Consider the following 20,295-nt stretch of genomic DNA (forward strand, 5'->3'; position numbering starts at 1 on the left):
GTCGTCCGCTTGAATCCTCGCGTCATGTTCTGGGTCCCGGCGCTGCTGCGCCTGGCCCTGATGCTCGCGGTCGCCGGCATCGCGTGGTGGCTGCTGGGTCCTGTCTCCGGGCTGGCGCTCGCGCTGCTCATCACGCTCGGCCTGCTGATTTCCCAACTGGCCTATTTGCACAAGCTGGGCGAGTGGCTCGACGACCCGCAGAGCACGAAGCTGCCGGACGGGTGGGGCGCGTGGACGGACGTCTTCGCCCGGTTGTACCGCCTCCGCCGCGACGACGAACGCAACCGCGACGAGTTGACGGAATGGCTCGCGCGCTTCCGCCAGGCCATGCATCTGCTGCCGGAAGGCGTGGCGATCATGGACGACGTCCTGTTCCTCGAATGGTGCAACCCGACGGCGGAGCGCCACCTGGGCCTCACGCTGGAACAGGACAAGGGCCGGCGCGTGACGAACCTGATCCGCCACCCGGAATTCATCGACTACCTGATCCTTGGCCGCTACGAACAGCCACTCACGCTGTCGATCCGCGGCCGCAAGCTGATCGTGCAGATCATTCCGTTCGAGAACCGGCGCCAGATCCTCGTCACGCACGACGCGACGGACACCGACCGCATCGAAGCGATGCGCCGCGACTTCATCGCCAACGCATCGCACGAGCTGCGCACGCCGCTGACGGTGATCGTCGGCTTCCTCGAGATCGCGCTCGCCGACCCGGGCCTGGACGAGAAGACCCGCACCGCGCACCTGATGCTGATGACGGAACAGGCGCAGCGCATGCAGCGGCTGATCGAGGACATGCTCACCTTGTCGCGCCTCGAATCGGACGAGTATCCCCTGAAGCGCGAGCGCGTGGATGTGCGCGCCCTCGTCGCGCAGGTGGCGAACGACGCGCGCGCGCTGTCGAACGGCCGCCACGAGATCGACTTCGCCGTCGACGGTCCGGACGTGATGGGCAGCAGCGAAGAGCTGCGCAGCGCGTTCGGCAACCTGGCCAGCAACGCCGTGCGCTATACGCCGGCAGGCGGCCGGATCGAACTGCGCTGGCTGCGCGGCCCGAACGACCTGCGTTTCGAAGTGATCGACAACGGCATCGGCATCGACGAGCAGCACATCTCGCGCCTGACGGAGCGTTTCTACCGCGTCGACAAGAGCCGCTCGCGCGAGACGCAGGGCACGGGCCTCGGTCTCGCCATCGTCAAGCACGTGCTGCTGCGCCACGGCGGCAAGCTCGCGATCCGGTCCACGCCGGGCAAGGGCAGCGTGTTTACGGCCACGCTGCCGAATACGTCGCTGCCTGGGTAACGACAACTTGGGCCCCTGCCTGCGCAGGGGCGACGGTCTTGCGGCCTGAGGCCCTGAAACGTCGTACCCGCGCAGGCGGGTACCCAAGTTCGCCTGCATTGCCGGATCCCGCGAGATTGGCCAGTATCGGGTTACAATCCCATCTTTGCCCGTTTATCAGCTCGCTCCGGATGACCTTCTCCCGACGTTCCATTCTTGCCACGCTCGGCGCCGCGGCACTGCTCGCGGGCTGCGGCTCCACGCCCACCCAGCCGGCCGCGCCGGTGGCCGCCACGCCGACTCCCGTCCCGCTGCGTCACGTGAAAATCGCGCTCGCCCTCGGCGGCGGCGCCGCGCGCGGGTTCGCCCACATCGGCGTGATCAAGGCCCTGGAAGCCCAGGGCATCGTGCCCGACATCGTCGTCGGCACGAGTGCCGGTTCCGTCGTCGGCGCGCTGTACGCGTCCGGCTACAACGGATTCCAGTTGCAGAAGATCGCCCTCGACATGGACGAGACGACGATCTCCGACTGGGCCATCCCGTTCTTCAGCAAGGCTCCCGGCGTGCTGAAAGGGGAGGCGCTGCAGACCTATGTGAACAAGGCCGTGCACAACCAGCCGATCGAAAAGCTCAAGATTCCGTTCGGCGCCGTCGCCACGGACCTGAAGACGGGCAAGCCGATCCTGTTCCGCCGAGGTAACACCGGCATGGCCGTGCGCGCGTCGTCGTCGGTGCCCGGCGTGTTCCAGCCGGTCGTCATCAGCGGCCGCAGCTACGTCGACGGCGGCCTCGTCGCCCCCGTGCCCGTTCGCTTCGCGAAGGAAATGGGCGCCGAATTCATCATCGCGGTTAATATCTCCAGTGCGACCGAAGCGCAGGCCACCGCGAGTTCCGTGGATGTGCTGATGCAGACCTTCACCATCATGGGCCAGCGTCTGAACCAGTACGAGCTGAAGGATGCCGACGTCGTCATCACGCCCGCGCTGGGCACGATGGGCAGCGCCGACTTCACCGGCCGCAACCTGGCCGTGCTGGCCGGCGAGCAGGCCGCGGCCGGCGTCATGGCCGACCTCAAGGCCAGGCTGAAGGCCAAACAGGGCACGCCGGCCCCGCTGTCGGCCGCGCGCTGATCGCAGACCTTTTTTGTAACGCCACACGAAAGAAAGACTCAAGATGCAAACCAAGCCCGTCCTTACCCTCGAAGACATCAAGAAGATCGCCGCCGGCGCCGAAGCCGAAGCGGTCGCGAACGGCTGGAAAGTCGTCATCGCCATCTGCGACGACGGCGGCCACCCGCTGTGGCTGCAGCGCCTGGACGGCGCCGCCCCGGTATCGGCCCACATCGCCCCGGCAAAGGCCAGGACGGCCGCGCTGGGCCGTCGTGAGTCGAAGATCTACGAAGACATGATCAACAACGGCCGCGTGTCGTTCGCCCGCGCACCGGAACTGGACGGCATGCTGGAAGGCGGCGTGCCCATCGTCGTCAACGGCGAAGTCGTCGGCGCCGTGGGCGTGTCGGGCGTGAAATCGGCGGAAGACGCGCAGATCGCCAAGGCCGGTATCGCCGCGCTGGGCTTGTAATTTACGTTTACGTCAAGTCGGCGGGCGTGGTGCGACAGATCGTCGCGCCCGCCCGCCGATTTTTTTTCTGCAGGGTATTTAGAGGAAAAACGTGGGGCAGGCGATTGCCGGCCGATATAAATCGCGCTATAATTCAGAGGTTTAGCCATCACTTATCTGCCGTAGCGACTACCCCACACATACCTCTATCTAGCGACCTGTAACACTGGGCGAGATGCATGCCCACACCCTGTTCAGGCCGGTCTGACGTGGCGCAGCCTACGGCGACTTTATCGGGAGTTGCCCTTGCCGCCATTTTTTTCTGGCCCAGCCGTTCCAGCCATCCTCGCTCTGGCAGACGGAACCATTTTCAAAGGATATTCGATCGGCGCCGCCGGTCACACCATCGGTGAAGTGGTATTCAATACCGCCATCACCGGGTACCAGGAAATCCTGACCGACCCCAGCTATTCGCGTCAGATCGTCACGCTGACGTACCCCCATATCGGCAACTACGGCATCAACGCCGAAGACGTCGAAGCCTCGAAAGTCCACGCCGCCGGCCTGATCATCCGTGACCTGCCGCTGCTGGCCTCGAATTTCCGCTCCACCCAATCGCTGTCGGACTACCTGAAGCAGGAAAACGTCGTCGCCATCGCCGGCATCGACACCCGCAAGCTGACCCGCATCCTGCGCGAGAAGGGCGCCCAGAACGGCGCGATCCTGACCGGCACGCAGGGCAATGAGCCGTCGGAAGCGCAGGCGCTGGAACTGGCGCGCTCGTTCCCGGGCCTGAACGGCATGGACCTGGCGAAGGTCGTCTCCGTCAAGGAACCGTACACGTTCGACCAGACCGAATGGAAGCTGGGCGAGGGCTACGGCAAGCAGGAGAACCCGCAGTTCCACGTCGTCGCCTTCGACTACGGCGTCAAGCGCAACATCCTGCGCATGCTGGCCGAGCGCGGCTGCAAGATCACCGTGTTGCCGGCGCAAGCCACCGCGGAAGAAGCGCTGGCGCTGAATCCGGACGGCATCTTCCTGGCCAATGGTCCGGGCGATCCGGCCGCGTGCGACTACGCGATCGCCGCGACGAAGAAAGTGATCGACTCGGGCATCCCGACGTTCGGCATCTGCCTCGGCCACCAGATCATGGCGCTGGCCTCGGGCGCGAAGACCGTCAAGATGAAGTTCGGCCACCACGGCGCCAACCACCCGGTGCAGGACCTGGATTCGAAGCAGGTCATGATCACGTCGCAGAACCACGGCTTCGCAGTCGATGCCGCGACGCTGCCGGCCAACTGCCGCGTGACCCACGTGTCGCTGTTCGACGGCTCGCTGCAGGGCTTCGAGCGTACCGACAAGCCGGCGTTCTGCTTCCAGGGCCACCCGGAAGCGTCGCCAGGCCCGACGGACGTCGCCTACCTGTTCGACCGTTTCATCAGCAAGATGCAAGCCCACGCCAGCAAGTGAGAAGAAATAAATGCCAAAACGTACTGACATCAAAAGCATCCTGATCATCGGCGCGGGCCCGATCGTCATCGGCCAGGCGGTCGAATTCGACTACTCCGGCGCCCAGGCCTGCAAGGCGCTGCGCGAAGAAGGCTACAAGGTCATCCTGGTCAACTCGAACCCGGCGACCATCATGACGGACCCGGAAACGGCCGACGTCACCTACATCGAGCCGATCACGTGGAAGGCCGTCGAGCGCATCATCGACAAGGAACGTCCCGACGCGATCCTGCCGACGATGGGCGGCCAGACCGCGCTGAACTGCGCGCTGGACCTGCACCGCCACGGCGTCCTCGACAAGTACAAGGTCGAACTGATCGGCGCGACGCCGGAAGCCATCGACAAGGCCGAGGACCGCTTCAAGTTCAAGGAAGCGATGACCAAGATCGGCCTGGGTTCGGCCCGTTCCGGCATCGCCCACTCGATGGACGAAGCGCGCGCCGTGCAGCGCGAACTGGGCTTCCCGACCATCATCCGTCCGTCGTTCACGATGGGCGGCTCGGGCGGCGGCATCGCTTACAACGAAGAAGAATTCGAAGCGATCTGCAAGCGCGGCCTGGAAGCGTCGCCGACCTCCGAACTGCTGATCGAAGAATCGCTGCTCGGCTGGAAAGAGTACGAGATGGAAGTCGTCCGCGACAAGAAGGACAACTGCATCATCGTCTGCTCGATCGAGAACCTGGACCCGATGGGCGTGCACACCGGCGACTCGATCACCGTCGCGCCGGCGCAGACCTTGACGGACAAGGAATACCAGATCATGCGCAACGCGTCGATCAACGTGTTGCGCGAGATCGGCGTCGACACGGGCGGCTCGAACGTGCAGTTCTCGATCAACCCGAAAGACGGCCGCATGATCGTCATCGAGATGAACCCGCGCGTGTCGCGTTCGTCCGCGCTGGCATCGAAGGCCACGGGCTTCCCGATCGCGAAAGTGGCGGCGAAGCTGGCCGTCGGCTTCACGCTGGATGAACTGCGCAACGAGATCACCGGCGGCGCGACCCCGGCCTCGTTCGAGCCGTCGATCGACTACGTCGTGACGAAGATCCCGCGCTTCACGTTCGAGAAATTCCCGACCGCCGACAAGCACCTCACCACGCAGATGAAGTCCGTCGGCGAAGTGATGGCGATGGGCCGCACGTTCCAGGAATCGTTCCAGAAAGCGCTGCGCGGCCTGGAAGTCGGCGTCGACGGCCTGAACGAAAAGACCCGCGACCGCGAAAAGATCGAGGAAGAACTGGGCGAGCCGGGTCCGGAGCGCATCTGGTACGTGGGCGATGCGTTCGCGCAGGGTTTCACGCTGGAAGAGGTGCACAACCTCACCAAGATCGATCCGTGGTTCCTCATCCAGATCAAGGAAATCGTCGACATCGAACTGTGGCTGGATCACCAGAAGCTGGACAGCCTCGACAAGCCGACGCTGTATAAACTGAAGCAGAAGGGCTTCTCCGACCGCCGCCTCGCGTTCCTGATGCAGACGACGCCGGAAGCCGTGCGCGCCAAGCGCCACGAGTTCGGCATCCGTCCGGTCTACAAGCGCGTCGACACCTGCGCCGCCGAATTCGCGACCAACACCGCGTACATGTACTCGACGTACGACGAAGAGTGCGAATCGAACCCGACCGACAAGAAGAAGATCATGGTGCTGGGCGGTGGCCCGAACCGCATCGGCCAGGGTATCGAGTTCGACTACTGCTGCGTGCACGCGGCCCTCGCGATGCGCGAAGACGGCTACGAGACCATCATGGTCAACTGCAACCCGGAGACCGTGTCGACCGACTACGACACGTCCGACCGCCTCTACTTCGAATCGCTGACCCTGGAAGACGTGCTCGAAATCGTCGACCTGGAAAAGCCGGAAGGCGTGATCGTCCAGTACGGCGGCCAGACCCCGCTGAAGCTCGCGCTGGACCTGGAAAAGAACGGCGTCCCGATCATCGGCACGTCGCCGGACATGATCGACGCGGCCGAAGACCGCGAGCGCTTCCAGAAGCTGCTGCAGGACCTGGGCCTGCGCCAGCCGCCGAACCGCACCGCGCGCACGGAAGCCGAAGCGCTGGCGCTGGCGTCCGAGATCGGCTACCCGCTCGTCGTGCGTCCGTCGTACGTGCTGGGCGGCCGCGCGATGGAGATCGTCCACGAGCAGCGCGACCTCGAACGCTACATGCGCGAGGCCGTGAAGGTGTCGAACGATTCGCCGGTGCTGCTGGACCGCTTCCTGAACGACGCGATCGAAGTCGACGTCGACTGCATCTCGGACGGCGAGACGACCTTCATCGGCGGCGTGATGGAACACATCGAGCAGGCCGGCGTGCACTCGGGCGACTCCGCGTGCTCGCTGCCGCCGTACTCGCTGGCGCAGGCCACGATCGATGAACTGAAGCGCCAGACCTCGCTGATGGCGAAGGCGCTGAACGTCGTCGGCCTGATGAACGTGCAGTTCGCGATCCAGCAGTCGGAAGTCGACGGCCAGACCGTGGACACCGTGTATGTGCTGGAAGTGAACCCGCGCGCCTCGCGTACCGTGCCGTTCGTGTCGAAGGCGACGGGCCTGCAGCTGGCGAAGATCGCCGCGCGCTGCATGGTCGGCCAGACGCTGGCGCAGCAGGGCATCACGAAAGAGATCGTGCCGCCGTTCTACAGCGTCAAGGAAGCCGTGTTCCCGTTCGTGAAGTTCCCCGGCGTCGACACGATTCTCGGCCCCGAGATGAAGTCGACGGGCGAAGTGATGGGCGTGGGCATGACGTTCGGCGAAGCGTTCGTCAAGTCGCAGCTGGCGGCCGGCATCATCCTGCCGGAGACCGGCCGCGTGTTCCTGTCCGTGAAGGGCTCGGACAAGCCGCGCACCGTGAAAGTGGCGCGCGACCTCGTCGAACTGGGCTTCTCGCTCGTCGCGACGAAGGGCACCGCGGCCGTCATCGCCGCCGCCGGCATCCCGGTCACTCCGGTCAACAAGGTGATCGAAGGCCGTCCGCACATCGTCGACATGATCAAGAACCACGAGATCGCGATGGTGGTGAACACGGTCGAAGAGAAGCGCAGCGCCATCGCCGACTCGCGTACGATCCGTACGTCGGCACTGCAGGCGCGCGTGGTCACCTACACGACCATCGCCGGCGCCGAGGCGGCCGTGCAGGGCATGCGTCACCTGGACGAACTGCGGGTGTACGATTTACAAGGCCTGCATAAAACCTTAAACTAAGCGGCGATGCGGTAACATAGCACCACCGCTTAGCAGTACCTAAGACCACAGAGTTCGCGCGGCTTGCGCCGTGCGGCTCTGTGGTTTTCACTTGGTACGTCCGCAAACACTGAGAACAGAATACGATGAACACTCCATTGACCAAATTCGGCGCCGAGAAGTTGAAGGAAGAGCTGCACCAGCTCAAGACCAAGGAACGCCGCAACGTGATCGATGCGATCGCCGAGGCGCGCTCGCACGGCGACCTGTCGGAAAACGCCGAATACGACGCCGCCAAGGAGCGCCAGGCCTTCGTCGAAGGCCGAATCGCCGAGCTGGAGCAGAAGCTGTCCACCGCGCAGATCATCGACCCGTCCACGCTGGATGCGGAAGGCCGCGTCGTGTTCGCTTCGACCGTCGACCTCGAAGACCTCGACAACGGCCAGAAGGTCACCTACCAGATCGTCGGCATCGACGAAGCCGACCTCAAGGAGAACAAGGTCTCCGTCACCTCGCCGATCGCGCGCGCGCTGATCGGCAAATACGCCGGCGACGTGGTCGAAGTGCAGGCGCCGTCCGGCCCGCGCGAATACGAAATCCTGGAAGTCCGCTACGTTTAATTCCGCCACGATGCTCGCCAACGCGCGCCTGCTGCTGGCCGCCCTGTGGGCCGGCAGTATCTGGGCCGTCAGCTACCTGGCCGCGCCGAGCGCGTTCGCCGTGCTCGACAGCACGCAGGCGGGCAACGTCGTCGGCGTCATGCTGACGCGCTCGGCCTGGCTGGCGATGGCGCTGGCCGTGTTGCTGGCGCTGCTGACGTCGCGTGCGGCGGATGTGGACGCGCGGCGCAAGCGCTGGCTGTATGCGCTGATCGCCGGCATGCTGGCATGCAGCCTCGTCGTCTACCTGGGCCTGCAGCCGATGATGGCGGCGATCCGCGCAGCGGCCGGGCCGGCCGGTGTGCGGGCGTCGCCGCAGTGGGGGACATTCGCGGCGCTGCACGGGGTCTCGCAGGTGTTGTACCTGGCCGAGAGCATCCTTGGCGCGCTTCTTGTCGTGAAGGCCCGCTGAGGCATAAAAAAAACCGGGGTAGCGGCCCCGGTTAATTTTTGGTGAACACGGCTTATTTCAGGGCCGTCTTCTTGGTGCTGGCCTGACGTGGCTTGGCCCGTTTGATGTTGCCGCCTTGCGTGACGCGCTCGTTGCCTTTCAGCAGGACCTTGGTCACGGTCGGCTTCTTGGTGCCGCTCGGGCTCGGCTTGACGATGGTGACTTCGCGCAGGCCCTTGCCGGACTTGGCCGAACGTTCCTTGACGTCGTCCTTCTTCGGGCGGTACAGCACGAGCAGCTTGCCGATGTGCTGGACCGGCGCGGCGTCGAGTTCCGCGCAGATGCGTTCGTAGATCGCGATGCGCTCTTCGCGGTCGTCGCCGAACACGCGTACCTTGATGAGGCCGTGTGCGTCGAGGCTGGACGAGATTTCCTTCATGACGGCCTCGGTCAGGCCGTCTGCGCCGATCATGACGACAGGATTGAGTCCGTGGGCTTCCGCACGCAGCGCTGCACGCTCGACCGGTGTAAGTTTGATCATGATGTTATTTTGAGATACCTATTAAAAGCAGTATTTTACGCGAATGGCCAAGAACAAATTCAATAAAAACTGGATTCACGATCACATCAACGATCCCTATGTCAAATTGGCACAGAAAGAGGGCTACCGGGCCCGTGCGGCCTACAAGCTGAAGGAAATCGACGAAAGCGAAAAGCTCATCAAGGCCGGCCAGGTGATCGTCGACCTCGGCTGCACGCCGGGCAGCTGGGGCCAGTACACGCGGCGCAAGCTGGCCGGCGGCGAGGAGGGCGGCATCAAGGGCACGATGATCGGCCTCGACATCCTGCCGATGGAGCCGATCGCCGACATGCATTTCATCCAGGGCGATTTCCGCGAGCAGGAGGTGCTCGACGAGCTGGCGGGCGTCCTCGAAGGCCGCATGGCCGACGTCGTGCTGTCCGACATGGCGCCGAATCTCTCCGGTATTCCGTCGGCGGATGCAGCGCGCATGGAGGATTTGATCGATCTCGCTATTGAGTTCTCTCAAATGCACCTCAAACCTTCAGGGGCATTGTTGGTGAAATGCTTCAAGGACATGGGATTTACCCAGATCCTGGAGAAGTTTCGCACCGAATTCAAGGTCGTCAAACAGATCAAACCGAAGGCCAGCCGCGACAAATCCTCGGAAATTTTCCTGCTGGGGCGTGGGCTGAAAAATCCGGCCGCCTGAAATTGCGAAATTCGACGGAAACGCCCTTGATTTCCTGCGGTACAACCGCACATCAGCAAAGGACAGCCACGTCTATGTACATGATGGCTGCGCAACGGAAATAAAAACCGGCTATAGTGGAGCATAGGCACTATGGCGGTCGTGCGTGGCACGGGCTGCTTATTGCGGTAAAATCTGCCTTTGAAAAAATGGGAAAAGATGCGTTCGCATCAGAGGAGTCTTCGTGAATAATATGTTTTCCAAATCCGCCATCTGGGTGGTCGTCGCGCTGCTGTTGTTCATGCTGTTCAAGCAGTTCGACAACCACAGCGTCGCGGGCGGCAGCAAGACCATTGCTTATTCCGAGCTGCTCGATGACGTCAAGGCGAAACGCATCAAGGACGTCGTGATCGAAGGTTCGAGCATCACCGCGACCCGCACCGACGACACCAAGGTCCGCACCACCGCGACCATGCTCGACCGCGGCCTGATCGGCGACCTGCGCGACAACAACGTGCGCTTCGACGTCAAGCCGCCCGAGGAACCGTCGTTCCTCCAGCAAGTCTTCATTTCCTGGTTCCCGATGCTGCTCCTGATCGGTGTCTGGGTGTTCTTCATGCGCCAGATGCAGGGCGGCGGCAAGGGCGGGGCGTTCTCGTTCGGCAAGTCGAAGGCGCGCATGATGGACGAGACGAACAACACCGTCACGTTCGCCGACGTCGCCGGCTGCGACGAAGCGAAGGAAGAAGTGGGCGAGATCGTCGACTTCCTGAAGGATCCGACCAAGTTCCAGAAACTGGGCGGTCGCATCCCGCGCGGCGTGCTGATGGTCGGCCCCCCGGGTACCGGCAAGACGCTGCTGGCCCGCGCCATCGCCGGCGAAGCCAAGGTCCCGTTCTTCTCGATCTCCGGTTCGGACTTCGTCGAGATGTTCGTCGGCGTGGGTGCGTCGCGCGTGCGCGACATGTTCGAGAACGCGAAAAAACATTCGCCGTGCATCATCTTCATCGACGAGATCGACGCCGTCGGCCGCCATCGTGGCGCCGGCATGGGCGGCGGCAACGACGAACGCGAACAGACGCTGAACCAGCTGCTGGTCGAGATGGACGGCTTCGAGGCATCGTCGGGCGTGATCGTGATCGCCGCGACCAACCGTGCCGACGTGCTGGACAAGGCGCTGCTGCGCCCGGGCCGTTTCGACCGCCAGGTGATGGTGGGCCTGCCGGACATCCGCGGTCGCGAACAGATCCTGAACGTGCACATGCGTAAAGTGCCGATCGGCACCGACGTGAAGGCCGACATCCTGGCGCGCGGCACCCCGGGCTTCTCCGGCGCCGACCTTGCCAACCTCGTCAACGAAGCCGCGCTGTTCGCCGCACGCCGCAGCAAGCGTCTCGTCGAGATGAGCGACTTCGAAGACGCGAAGGACAAGATCTTCATGGGTCCGGAGCGCAAATCGATGGTCATGCGCGAGGAAGAGCGCCGCAACACCGCGTACCACGAGTCGGGCCACGCGGTGATCGCCAAGCTGCTGCCGAAGGCGGACCCGGTGCACAAGGTCACGATCATGCCGCGCGGCTTTGCCCTCGGCCTGACGTGGCAACTGCCGGAGCACGACAGCCTGTCCGGCTACAAGGACAAGATGCTGGAAGAGATCTCGATCCTGTTCGGCGGCCGTATCGCCGAGGAGATCTTCGTCGGCCAGATGTCGACCGGCGCCTCGAACGACTTCGCCCGCGCGACCAAGCTGGCCCGCTCGATGGTGACCCGCTTCGGCATGTCGGAAAGCATGGGCGTGATGGTCTACGAGGATGATCCGAACGAAGGCTTCTTCGGCGGCTCCGTGAAGACCATCTCCGAAGCGACGCAGCAAAAGGTCGATGCCGAGATCCGCAACATCCTCGACACGCAGTACACGCTGGCACGCCGCCTGCTGGAAGAAAACCGCGACAAGGTCGAAGTGATGACGAAGGCGCTGCTCGAATGGGAAACCATCGACGCCGACCAGATCAACGACATCATGGCCGGCCGCGAGCCGCGCCCGCCGAAGTCGGTCGTCCTGACCAAGCGCACGCCTCCGAGCGACAGCGGCGTCGCCCCGAACGCGACCGCCCCGGCCTGACCAGCGCGGTCTCTCCTCGAAAAGGCACCCCGAGCGGGTGCCTTTTTATTCTTCATTCCGTTGGTTTTTCGTCATGCGTCAATATCTGCAGTGCGGCCGTTTCGGCTATAACCTCGCCCAGCGCCCGCTGGTCATGGGCATCCTCAACGTTACCCCCGATTCCTTTTCCGACGGCGGCCGCTACCAGGGCCTCGAATTCGCCGTGGAGCGGGCCGAGCAGATGATCAAGGACGGCGTCGACATCATCGACATCGGCGGCGAATCCACGCGTCCGGGTTCGCCCAGCGTCCCCGTCGACGAAGAGCTGCGCCGTATCATGCCGGCCATCTACGCGTTGCGCGAACTGGGCTATCCGCTGTCGATCGATACCTGCAAGCCCGAGGTGATGCGCGAGGCGATCATCGCGGGCGCCGACATGATCAACGACATCAACGGCTTCCGCGCGCCCGGCGCGATCGAGGCCGTGAAGGACAGCGACTGCGGGCTGTGCGTAATGCATATGCAGGGCACCCCGCAGGACATGCAGGCACAGCCCGAATACGTCGACGTCGTGGCCAACGTGATCGCCTTCCTGCGCGAGCGGATCGATGCGCTGCTGGCGGCGGGTGTGGCACGCGAACGTATCACGATTGATCCCGGATTTGGTTTTGGGAAGAGTGTCGAGCATAATTATGCTTTGCTCCGGAGCATAAACCGCATGGAAAGCGAACTGGGCCTGCCCGTATTGGCGGGCCTGTCGCGCAAATCGATGATCGGCGCCGTGACGGGCCGCAGCGTCGAGCAGCGGCTGGCCGGCAGCCTGGCCGGTGCGCTCGCTGCGGCAGCGCAGGGCGCCCGGATCGTACGGGTCCATGATGTGGCAGAGACGGTGGATGCGCTGAAAGTCTGGCAAGCGGCCACTACGAATAATCAATAGATGAAGAGAATTTAATTAATGGCACGCAAATATTTCGGTACCGATGGCGTACGCGGCCTGGTGGGCAAGTCGCCCATCACCCCTGACTTCGTGATGCGGCTGGGCTATGCCGCCGGCAAGGTGCTGGCCAAGGACAAGGCCGGCACCAGCGAACGTCCAACGGTCCTGATCGGCAAGGACACGCGTATTTCCGGCTACATGCTGGAAGCGGCGCTGGAAGCCGGTTTCTCGGCAGCCGGCGTCGACGTGATGCTGGCCGGCCCGATGCCGACCCCGGCCATCGCGTACCTGACGCGCGCACTGCGCCTGCAGGCGGGCGTCGTGATTTCGGCCTCGCACAATCCTTTCCAGGACAACGGCATCAAGTTCTTCTCCGGCCATGGCACCAAGCTGCCCGATGCCGTCGAGCTTGAAATCGAGGAGATGATCGACCAGCCGATGGGCTGCGTGTCGTCGGAAAAGCTGGGCCGGGCCACGCGCCTGCGCGACGCGCAGGGCCGTTACATCGAATTCTGCAAGAGCACGTTCCCGAACGAGCTCGACCTGCGCGGCCTGAAAATCGTCGTCGACTGCGCCCACGGCGCCGCCTACAACATTGCGCCGCACGTGTTCCATGAACTGGGCGCCGAAGTCATCGAGCTGGGCACCAAGCCGGACGGCTTCAACATCAACGACGGCGTCGGCGCGACGGCACCGAAGGCGATGGCGGCCGCGGTGGTCGAGCACGAGGCCGACCTCGGCATCGCGCTGGACGGCGACGCCGACCGCCTGATCATGTGCGACGCCAAAGGCCGCCTGTACAACGGCGACGAGCTGTTGTACGTGATGGTGCGCGCGCGCATGGCGACCGGTCCGGTGGCCGGTGCCGTCGGCACCCTGATGACCAATATGGCGCTCGAAGTGGCGTTCAAGGACATGGGCATCGGTTTTGCGCGCGCGAAGGTCGGCGACCGCTACGTGCTGGAAATGATGCAGGACCGCGGTTGGCTGCTGGGCGGCGAAGGCTCGGGCCACCTGCTGGCGCTGGACAAGCACACGACCGGCGACGGCATCGTGTCGGCACTGCAGGTGTTGACCGCGCTCAAGCGTTCCGGCCAGGGCCTGGCCGAGTGCTGCAGCGACCTGACGCTGTATCCGCAGACCCTGATCAACGTGCGCGTGCAGCCGGGTACGGACTGGACGAAGAACGCGGCCGTCGTGGCGGAAAAGGAGAACGTCGAGCGCGAACTGGGCGACAATGGCCGCGTGCTGATCCGCCCGTCCGGCACGGAACCGTTGGTGCGTGTCATGGTGGAGGCGAAGAACGCCGAACTGGCCGAGTCAATGGCCAAACGCATCGCCGCGCGCTTCGAAGTCTGACCATCCGCCGCGGCGGGACCCTTCATTGACGCCTCCCGCCCGGCGGGGTATGATCGTTCCAATCGGAGTGTAGCGCAGCCCGGTAGCGCACCTGCTTTGGGAGCAGGGGGTCCAAGGTTCGAATCCTTGTACTCCGACCACCGTTTGCAAACGGGCTGTCCTCGACGGCCCGTTTTCATTTATGAAGCCATACTGCCCATAGCTCAGTTGGATAGAGCATCAGCCTTCTAAGCTGAGGGTCGCTGGTTCGAACCCAGCTGGGCAGGCCACCCCCTCATCCTTTCGTTGACTGCAGGCTAGCGAACGCCTGCGTGCATACCCCCATGCTAGTCTTGACTCGACAATGGCAAGGAGGCGATATGGTGCTGGTCCGGGTGGTGTGGATGATGGTGATGTTCCTGTCCGGTTGCGTGATGGCAAGCGCGCAAACGAAGGCGCCCGAATCCGCCACGCTCGCACTCAGGCTGCCACCGGCGGGTGCGCCCGCTGAAGCGAACGGCACCGTCCAGTTCATCGGCACCGCGACGGTGCTGATCCGCTACCAGGGCTTCACGATCCTGACGGATCCCAATTTCCTGCACAAGGGCGACCATGTGCACCTCGGCTACGGCATCACGTCCGAACGCCTCACGAATCCGGCCCTGAATCTCGAACAGTTGCCGCCGATCGATCTCGTCGTGCTCTCTCACTTGCACGAGGATCACTTCGACAGGCTCGTGCAGGAAAAACTCGACAAGAACATTCCCATCATCACGACCAAGTCGGCGGCGAAAAAGCTCAAGGACATGGGCTTCCAGCGCACGTTCGGGCTGGCGACGTGGGACCGGATCGACATCGAAAAAGGCGAGGCCCGGCTGCGCATCACGGCGGCCCCGGGTCGCCACGGCAAGGCGGGCATGCAGGCGCTGCTGCCCTCCGTGATGGGATCGGTCCTCGACTTCGGCCCGAACACGGCGGCCCCGGCCTATCGCATGTATGTCAGCGGCGATACGTTGATCTACGACGACCTGAAGGCGATCCCGCAACGATTTCCCGGTGTCGACCTCGCCCTGCTGCACCTGGGCGGCACGCGCATCCTGGGTGTCTTCAAGGTCACGATGGACGGCAAGGACGGCGTGACCCTGATGCAGATCGTCCAGCCGAAAAAGGCGATTCCGATCCATTACGACGACTACGACGTGTTCAAGTCGCCGCTGTCGGACTTTGCACGGGAGGTGAAGGCGGCCGGACTCGACCAGCAGGTCGTCTACCTGGCGCACGGCGATACCTACACGTTCGGGCCCGCCGAGCATTGACCTTGCGGGTCACTCGCGCTCTTCGGTACGTGGCGCGAGCGTCGCGTCTTCGTCGAATGGCCAGCCGCTCGGCGGCGGCACATGGCGCTGGAATTCGTGCGGCATCACGATCGGCACCTGCAGGCAGACGCTTTGCGTCGGCAGCACTTCCATCCACGCGCGCACGAGCTCCTTGTAGGCGATGCCGACGGGGCGGATCTTGCGGTCGAGGTCGAACAGGCCCAGCGCATTGACGTTGCCGTTGTTCTCGCGCAGGGCCGTGTCCCAGTCGACCTGGTCCGTCAGCGAATACCAGGTGAACCCGACCAGCGGCACACCGTTATTGCGGACGCGCAGGACATTCGCCCACTCCTTGCGCAGCCAGTGCACGGCCTCGTCGCCGCGCGGCCCTTCGCACAAGTTCGTTTCCGTGTGCATCACGGGCAGCCGGTAGCGGTTGTAGTACTGGTGCGTGATGACGGCATAGCCGAAGATCTCGCCCGCCGCCCGCGTCAGCCCGTCCGCCGATACGTAGTGCTCGTTGGTCTGGTAATAATCGTTGCCCATGATGCAGTGGTGCTTCAGATTATTGTTCAGGAAGAAGTGATACTCCTCGCGCGTCATGCCGTTGTCCATCATGTATTCGTACATTTCGGAATCGACGCGGCGGCCGTAATTCAGGTCCAGCGACAGGAAGCGGCGGGAGTTGTACAGCTCGGCGGGGCCGATGGCGGACGGGCTTTCGGCGTGAAAGTATTCGGTCGATTCGCTTTGCACGAACAGGGCGTCCGGACGCACTTGCAGGATCGCATGCATGGCCAGGATGTTCGCCTTGACGAGGTTCTTCGTCGCCGTGACGAAGCCGCGGTCCGTCGTCATCTGCTCGTTCCACCAGCCGTACAGGGCGGAGAAGAGGGCGCAGATCGACATCTCGTTGATCGGCGTGTACAACTGCAGCCATGGGTAGCGCCGCGCGAACGTGCCGGCATACTCGGCGAACAACTCGGGAAAATCCGGGTTCTGGAAGTTGCCGATCCAGTCGGGCACGCCGAAGTGGCACAGGTCGACGATCGATGCGATGTTGCGCTGGCGCAGGTCGTTGAGTGCCAGGTCGGCGAATTCCCAGTCGTAGCGCTTGGGCCCGAGCCACGTCTTGTGCAAGGGCGGCCCGTAGCGCAGGACTTTCAACCCGAGTTCCTGTACGAGGTCGAAGTCCGTGCGCCAGTATTTGTAGTGGCCGCACTTTTCCATCTCGTCCATGCGCACGCGACCGTTGTCGATCGTCGGAATGCTGTTTTCGATACCCGTTGCGAAAATAAATCCTGGCGACATTCGAACCCCTGGCTGCTGATCGGTCCAATTCATTGTAGCCGGGATTGCAAACAGCGTTCCGAACCGTGCGCGCCCCCATTTGTGCGCGCCCCCTTTACTGTCGCGTGTAAGCTGTGCTATCAATCCAGCAACATTTCATTTCTTCACGCCCGACGCGACACGACCAGCATGCCCAATGCCACCTCGGCACGACCTGTCATAGCCAACGATGCGTCCGAGCGCCGGCTGGCAATGGGCGTGCTGGTTTCCCTGCTGCTGCATGCCCTCGTACTGTCCCTGCAGTTCGGCATTCCCGGATTACGGCCGGGACCCGGCGGACCGATGTCGATCCGGCTGACGGCGCCTGCCGTACCTGTGCCGGACTCGGCGCCTGTGCCACCGCCGCCGGTACCTGCGTTACCGCCCGCCCCAGTCGCACTTGCGCCCGCGGCAGTGGCGCCGCTGCCTTTGCCGCCGAAGCAGTCGGCCATACCGCGCCACGGTTTCACGGTCGTCGATCCCGTCGTGCCGGTACCGGTGCCCAGGGCACCGGCACCCACGCCCGCGCCGCCGCCGCGGCGCGTCGTCAAACGCCGCCGCAAACCGCCTGCCACGCGCCTGGCCGATGGCTTGCACACGCGGGTGATCGCTCAGGAAACCCATCAGGACAACACGTTCGACGTGCCGCTGCCGGCTGTCGAGCCCGATCCCGCGCCGGACCCGATGGCCCGCGCCGAGCCGCCGGCCGAGGCCGATACACCCGCCGAGGACGATGCGATGGCGCAAGAAACCGCACGGGCCGAGCGCGCTCGCCTGGCTGAGGAACGCGAGCAGGAGCGGGCGCTGCGGCGCGAAGCGGACGAAGCCCGCCTGCGCGCCGACGCCGAGGACAGGCTGCGGGCCGAGGCCGAGCAGCAGCGCCAGCGTCTCGCCGAGCAATCCGCGCAATACGAGACGGCGCTGGCCGGGCAGCGCGCGGCCGAGGAAGCGCAGGCGAGGGCACGCCAGGAAGAGGAAGAGCGGCGCCTGGCGGAGCAGCGACGCCTTCAGCAGGCCGAGCAGGAGCGGGCGCAGCAGCTGGCCGAACAGCAGCGTATCCAGCAAGCCGAGCAGGAACGGGCGCAGCAGCTGGCCGAACAGCAGCGTATCCAGCAAGCCGAGCAGGAGCGGGCGCAGCAGCTGGCCGAACAGCAGCGTATCCAGCAAGCCGAGGAGGAGCGGGCACAACAGCTGGCCAAACAGCAGCGTATCCAGCAAGCCGAGCAGGAGCGGGCGCAGCAGCTGGCCGAACAGCAGCGTATCGAGCAGGCCGAGCACGCACGCGCGCAGCAGTTGGCCGAGCAACGCCGCGCGGAGGAGGCCGTCCGGCAACAGCTGGCGGATCAGGAACGGGCCCGCCGGCTCGCTGAAGAAAGGTCGCGCCAGGAACGAGCCCAGGCCGAACAGGCGGCACGCCGTCAGGCGGAAGAGAACGCCCGGTTGGCCCAGGAACGGGCCCGCCAGGCACGCGAGCGTGCCGTTTCCGACGCCGCAGCACCGGGGCCCGCGCGCGCAGGCGCGGACGGCGGCAGCGGCGATGGCGCCGGACGTGGCAACGGCACGCTCCCGCGCGGCGCGCTGGGCAGCGACCTGGCTTCGCGTGCGCGCGAGATGATGCGCGGCATCGACATCCTGAAACCCGTGCCGCGGGCCATGCAGCCCGCCGAGGACGCGGCACGTGCCGTCCGGCGCGCCCTGGCCGAGGCGGCGCGCCACGACATTCCGCTGCGCATGTACATGGACAGCGTGCGCCAGAAAATCGAGCGTAACGCCGTTCTGAGCGACGCCCAACTGTCGGCCGACGTGGTGCGCACCGATCCCATCGTCAGCGTGGCGATCCGGAGCGACGGCAGTGTCGAGGACGTGACCGTCCTGCGCTCCAGCGGCCGTGCCGACATCGACGACTTCGTGCGCCGCATCGTGCGCCTGAACGCGCGTTATTCGGCGTTTCCGCCGAACGTCGCGGCGAACTACGACGTCATCGAACTGCGGCGCGTGTGGCGTTTCGCAGGCGCCCTGCGGTTGATGGAAGAGATGCGCTGACCCCCGCGGTCGGCGCGGCCATGCGGCCACGATCAAATCTTGCCCTCATTCGAACGCTGAAGCATGCGACATGTTTCAGCGTTCATGTGGCGCGTCCGGCAATCCCACCGTCCGGCCCTTGAGCGACCTTCCCCCTGCGTCACGGCATAACAAACAACAAGTAATTATCCTCCTAAGAAATTTTTCGTAGAGGAAATTTGTTTGTATTGTTTGTTACTCCTAAAAAATTTTTCCGCAAATTCATTGAACTTAGGAAGTTTCCACGCCTCAAAGCTACTCCTTTCACTTGTTGAGGCAGTTAAATGCAAAACGCAGTCAAGCTTGTTCCGAACGTTCGTATCAACCTGTTGTCGTGCTTTGGTGCTGTCGCGTTGCTGGCAGTCGGTGGGAGCGCACTTGCCGCCACTAACATCTACGTGTCGCCCACGGGCTCCGATTCCAACCCGGGCACGCAAGCAGCGCCAGTGAAGACGATCACGCGTGCAGACGCGCTGGCAAGCGCTGGATCGACGGTCCACGTCGCCGCTGGAACATATTATGTGTCGGCACCTTCCTTGAGCAGTGCCGGCATCGTGACCCGGAAGAGCGGCACCTCGAGCGCGCGTATCCGTTTCGTGTCGGACGTGAAGTGGGGCGCCAAGATCGTCGTGTCGGGCACCGGTATCACCTGGGACTCGCGCGGCAACTATGTCGATATCGACGGCTTCCAGATCACCGGCTCGGGCCGTCATGGTCTCCTGGCTTCGGGGGCGTACCTGACGTTCAAGAACAACTATATCCACGATCTGACAGTCAGCGGCGGCTGCAATGGCAGCGGCGGCGCAGCGATCGACACGTATGGTCCGGTCGGTAACGTCCTCATCGACCGCAACGTGGTTCGTAACATCGGTTATCGCTATATCGGCGCATGCAACACGATCCAGGGCATCTATATCGCCAATGCCAACAACGTCGTCACGAACAATATTGTCTCGGGCGTTGCAATGGCCGGTATCCAGCAATGGCACGGCGCCACCGCGTCGACGATCGTCAACAACACGTCGTTCCACAACAAGATCGGTATCCTGCTGGGCCAGGGCGACGCCGGCACCACGACCGGCTCGGCCAACAACTACGTCGCCAACAATATCGTCTACGACAACCGTGCTTACGGCGTGATCGAAATGGGCAAGATGGGCGGTAACAACCGTTATGCCAACAACCTGGTCGCACGCAGCGGCACCAGCTGGAAAGTGAAGGGGTATGTGACCGGTTCGATTTCGTCGGATCCGCTGTTCAGGAATTACCTGGCGAACGGCACCGGCGACTACCGCGTGTACAGCAGCTCGCCCGCAATCGACCGCGGCACGTCGGCCAAGGCACCGACGATCGATTTCGCAGGCGTGGCCCGTCCGCGTGGCGCGGCAGTCGATGTCGGCGCTTACGAGTACTGATCGCAC

Annotated in this window: 16 protein-coding genes and 2 tRNA genes; 16 read left to right on the forward strand and 2 right to left on the reverse strand. The window is 63.9% G+C overall.

All coding sequences use genetic code 11. From position 1 onward, the window contains the following. Nucleotides 1-9 precede the first annotated feature (9 nt). The 7 genes from phoR to ASD28_RS12910 all read left to right on the forward strand — a co-directional run bounded on the left by phoR (nt 10) and on the right by ASD28_RS12910 (nt 8,602). On the forward strand, nt 10-1,302 hold the full coding sequence (phoR, locus tag ASD28_RS12880) for a phosphate regulon sensor histidine kinase PhoR (protein WP_056127961.1): 1,293 nt from the start codon (nt 10-12) through the stop codon (nt 1,300-1,302). 170 nt (nt 1,303-1,472) lie between these two features. Then, complete coding sequence (locus tag ASD28_RS12885; protein WP_056127965.1) at nt 1,473-2,411, forward strand: patatin-like phospholipase family protein; 939 nt, start codon at nt 1,473-1,475, stop codon at nt 2,409-2,411. A 43-nt stretch (nt 2,412-2,454) separates the two neighbouring features. Continuing rightward, nucleotides 2,455-2,862 carry a heme-binding protein gene (locus ASD28_RS12890; protein WP_056127969.1) on the forward strand — a complete coding sequence of 136 codons (408 nt, stop codon included), beginning with the start codon at nt 2,455-2,457 and terminating at the stop codon, nt 2,860-2,862. Nucleotides 2,863-3,147: 285 nt separating this feature from the next. After that, the gene (gene carA, locus ASD28_RS12895; RefSeq protein ID WP_056127974.1) at nt 3,148-4,311 is read left to right on the forward strand and encodes a glutamine-hydrolyzing carbamoyl-phosphate synthase small subunit; all 1,164 of its coding nucleotides are present in this window, start codon (nt 3,148-3,150) and stop codon (nt 4,309-4,311) included. A gap of 10 nt (nt 4,312-4,321) precedes the next feature. Beyond that, nucleotides 4,322-7,552, forward strand: coding sequence for a carbamoyl-phosphate synthase large subunit (carB, locus tag ASD28_RS12900; RefSeq protein ID WP_056127977.1), 3,231 nt, complete (start codon nt 4,322-4,324; stop codon nt 7,550-7,552). Between the two features lie 125 nt (nt 7,553-7,677). Then, the gene (gene greA, locus ASD28_RS12905) at nt 7,678-8,151 is read left to right on the forward strand and encodes a transcription elongation factor GreA (protein ID WP_056127980.1); all 474 of its coding nucleotides are present in this window, start codon (nt 7,678-7,680) and stop codon (nt 8,149-8,151) included. 10 nt (nt 8,152-8,161) lie between these two features. Then, nucleotides 8,162-8,602, forward strand: a complete 441-nt coding sequence (locus ASD28_RS12910; RefSeq protein WP_056127983.1) for a DUF4149 domain-containing protein — start codon at nt 8,162-8,164, stop codon at nt 8,600-8,602. A gap of 52 nt (nt 8,603-8,654) precedes the next feature. On the opposite strand, the gene yhbY is transcribed toward ASD28_RS12910, so the two are convergent. After that, nucleotides 8,655-9,122 (reverse strand): ribosome assembly RNA-binding protein YhbY, encoded by a 468-nt coding sequence (gene yhbY, locus ASD28_RS12915; protein ID WP_056127985.1) that lies wholly within the window; start codon nt 9,120-9,122, stop codon nt 8,655-8,657. Between the two features lie 43 nt (nt 9,123-9,165). Here yhbY and ASD28_RS12920 point away from each other — a divergent pair, with 43 nt between their 5' ends. The 7 genes from ASD28_RS12920 to ASD28_RS12950 all read left to right on the forward strand — a co-directional run bounded on the left by ASD28_RS12920 (nt 9,166) and on the right by ASD28_RS12950 (nt 15,484). After that, on the forward strand, nt 9,166-9,813 hold the full coding sequence (locus ASD28_RS12920) for an RlmE family RNA methyltransferase (protein WP_056127987.1): 648 nt from the start codon (nt 9,166-9,168) through the stop codon (nt 9,811-9,813). Between the two features lie 223 nt (nt 9,814-10,036). Continuing rightward, complete coding sequence (ftsH, locus tag ASD28_RS12925; RefSeq protein WP_056127991.1) at nt 10,037-11,914, forward strand: ATP-dependent zinc metalloprotease FtsH; 1,878 nt, start codon at nt 10,037-10,039, stop codon at nt 11,912-11,914. Nucleotides 11,915-11,987: 73 nt separating this feature from the next. Beyond that, a complete protein-coding gene (gene folP / locus ASD28_RS12930) occupies nt 11,988-12,830 on the forward strand; it encodes a dihydropteroate synthase (RefSeq protein WP_056128468.1) in 843 nt (280 codons plus the stop codon). 18 nt (nt 12,831-12,848) lie between these two features. After that, a complete protein-coding gene (glmM, locus tag ASD28_RS12935; RefSeq protein ID WP_056127993.1) occupies nt 12,849-14,189 on the forward strand; it encodes a phosphoglucosamine mutase in 1,341 nt (446 codons plus the stop codon). A 63-nt stretch (nt 14,190-14,252) separates the two neighbouring features. Continuing rightward, a tRNA-Pro gene (locus tag ASD28_RS12940) sits at nt 14,253-14,329 on the forward strand. 52 nt (nt 14,330-14,381) lie between these two features. Further along, nucleotides 14,382-14,458 (forward strand) — tRNA-Arg (locus ASD28_RS12945). A gap of 90 nt (nt 14,459-14,548) precedes the next feature. Next, on the forward strand, nt 14,549-15,484 hold the full coding sequence (locus ASD28_RS12950) for an MBL fold metallo-hydrolase (protein ID WP_082577729.1): 936 nt from the start codon (nt 14,549-14,551) through the stop codon (nt 15,482-15,484). Between the two features lie 9 nt (nt 15,485-15,493). On the opposite strand, the gene ASD28_RS12955 is transcribed toward ASD28_RS12950, so the two are convergent. Continuing rightward, nucleotides 15,494-16,795 carry a family 1 glycosylhydrolase gene (locus ASD28_RS12955; RefSeq protein WP_082577730.1) on the reverse strand — a complete coding sequence of 434 codons (1,302 nt, stop codon included), beginning with the start codon at nt 16,793-16,795 and terminating at the stop codon, nt 15,494-15,496. Between the two features lie 168 nt (nt 16,796-16,963). On the opposite strand from ASD28_RS12955, the gene ASD28_RS31025 reads away from it, so the two are divergent. Further along, nucleotides 16,964-18,856: a TonB C-terminal domain-containing protein gene (locus ASD28_RS31025; RefSeq protein ID WP_082579133.1), complete on the forward strand. Its 1,893-nt coding sequence runs from the start codon at nt 16,964-16,966 to the stop codon at nt 18,854-18,856. A 302-nt stretch (nt 18,857-19,158) separates the two neighbouring features. Beyond that, nucleotides 19,159-20,289, forward strand: coding sequence for a choice-of-anchor Q domain-containing protein (locus tag ASD28_RS12970; protein ID WP_082577732.1), 1,131 nt, complete (start codon nt 19,159-19,161; stop codon nt 20,287-20,289). Nucleotides 20,290-20,295 lie beyond the last annotated feature (6 nt).

Source organism: Massilia sp. Root133 (assembly GCF_001426525.1).
GTDB classification, from domain to species: domain Bacteria; phylum Pseudomonadota; class Gammaproteobacteria; order Burkholderiales; family Burkholderiaceae_D; genus Telluria; species Telluria orientalis.

Bases quoted from the DNA above. Each gene is read 5' to 3' on its own strand.
- ASD28_RS12970 (WP_082577732.1), top strand. From the start codon at position 19,159: ATGCAAAACGCAGTCAAGCTTGTTCCGAACGTTCGTATCAACCTGTTG.
- ASD28_RS12950 (WP_082577729.1), top strand. From the start codon at position 14,549: ATGGTGCTGGTCCGGGTGGTGTGGATGATGGTGATGTTCCTGTCCGGT.
- yhbY (WP_056127985.1), bottom strand. From the start codon at position 9,122: ATGATCAAACTTACACCGGTCGAGCGTGCAGCGCTGCGTGCGGAAGCC.
- ASD28_RS12955 (WP_082577730.1), bottom strand. From the start codon at position 16,795: ATGTCGCCAGGATTTATTTTCGCAACGGGTATCGAAAACAGCATTCCG.
- ASD28_RS12890 (WP_056127969.1), top strand. From the start codon at position 2,455: ATGCAAACCAAGCCCGTCCTTACCCTCGAAGACATCAAGAAGATCGCC.
- ASD28_RS12920 (WP_056127987.1), top strand. From the start codon at position 9,166: ATGGCCAAGAACAAATTCAATAAAAACTGGATTCACGATCACATCAAC.
- ASD28_RS12910 (WP_056127983.1), top strand. From the start codon at position 8,162: ATGCTCGCCAACGCGCGCCTGCTGCTGGCCGCCCTGTGGGCCGGCAGT.
- ASD28_RS31025 (WP_082579133.1), top strand. From the start codon at position 16,964: ATGCCCAATGCCACCTCGGCACGACCTGTCATAGCCAACGATGCGTCC.
- glmM (WP_056127993.1), top strand. From the start codon at position 12,849: ATGGCACGCAAATATTTCGGTACCGATGGCGTACGCGGCCTGGTGGGC.
- folP (WP_056128468.1), top strand. From the start codon at position 11,988: ATGCGTCAATATCTGCAGTGCGGCCGTTTCGGCTATAACCTCGCCCAG.
- ASD28_RS12885 (WP_056127965.1), top strand. From the start codon at position 1,473: ATGACCTTCTCCCGACGTTCCATTCTTGCCACGCTCGGCGCCGCGGCA.
- greA (WP_056127980.1), top strand. From the start codon at position 7,678: ATGAACACTCCATTGACCAAATTCGGCGCCGAGAAGTTGAAGGAAGAG.
- carB (WP_056127977.1), top strand. From the start codon at position 4,322: ATGCCAAAACGTACTGACATCAAAAGCATCCTGATCATCGGCGCGGGC.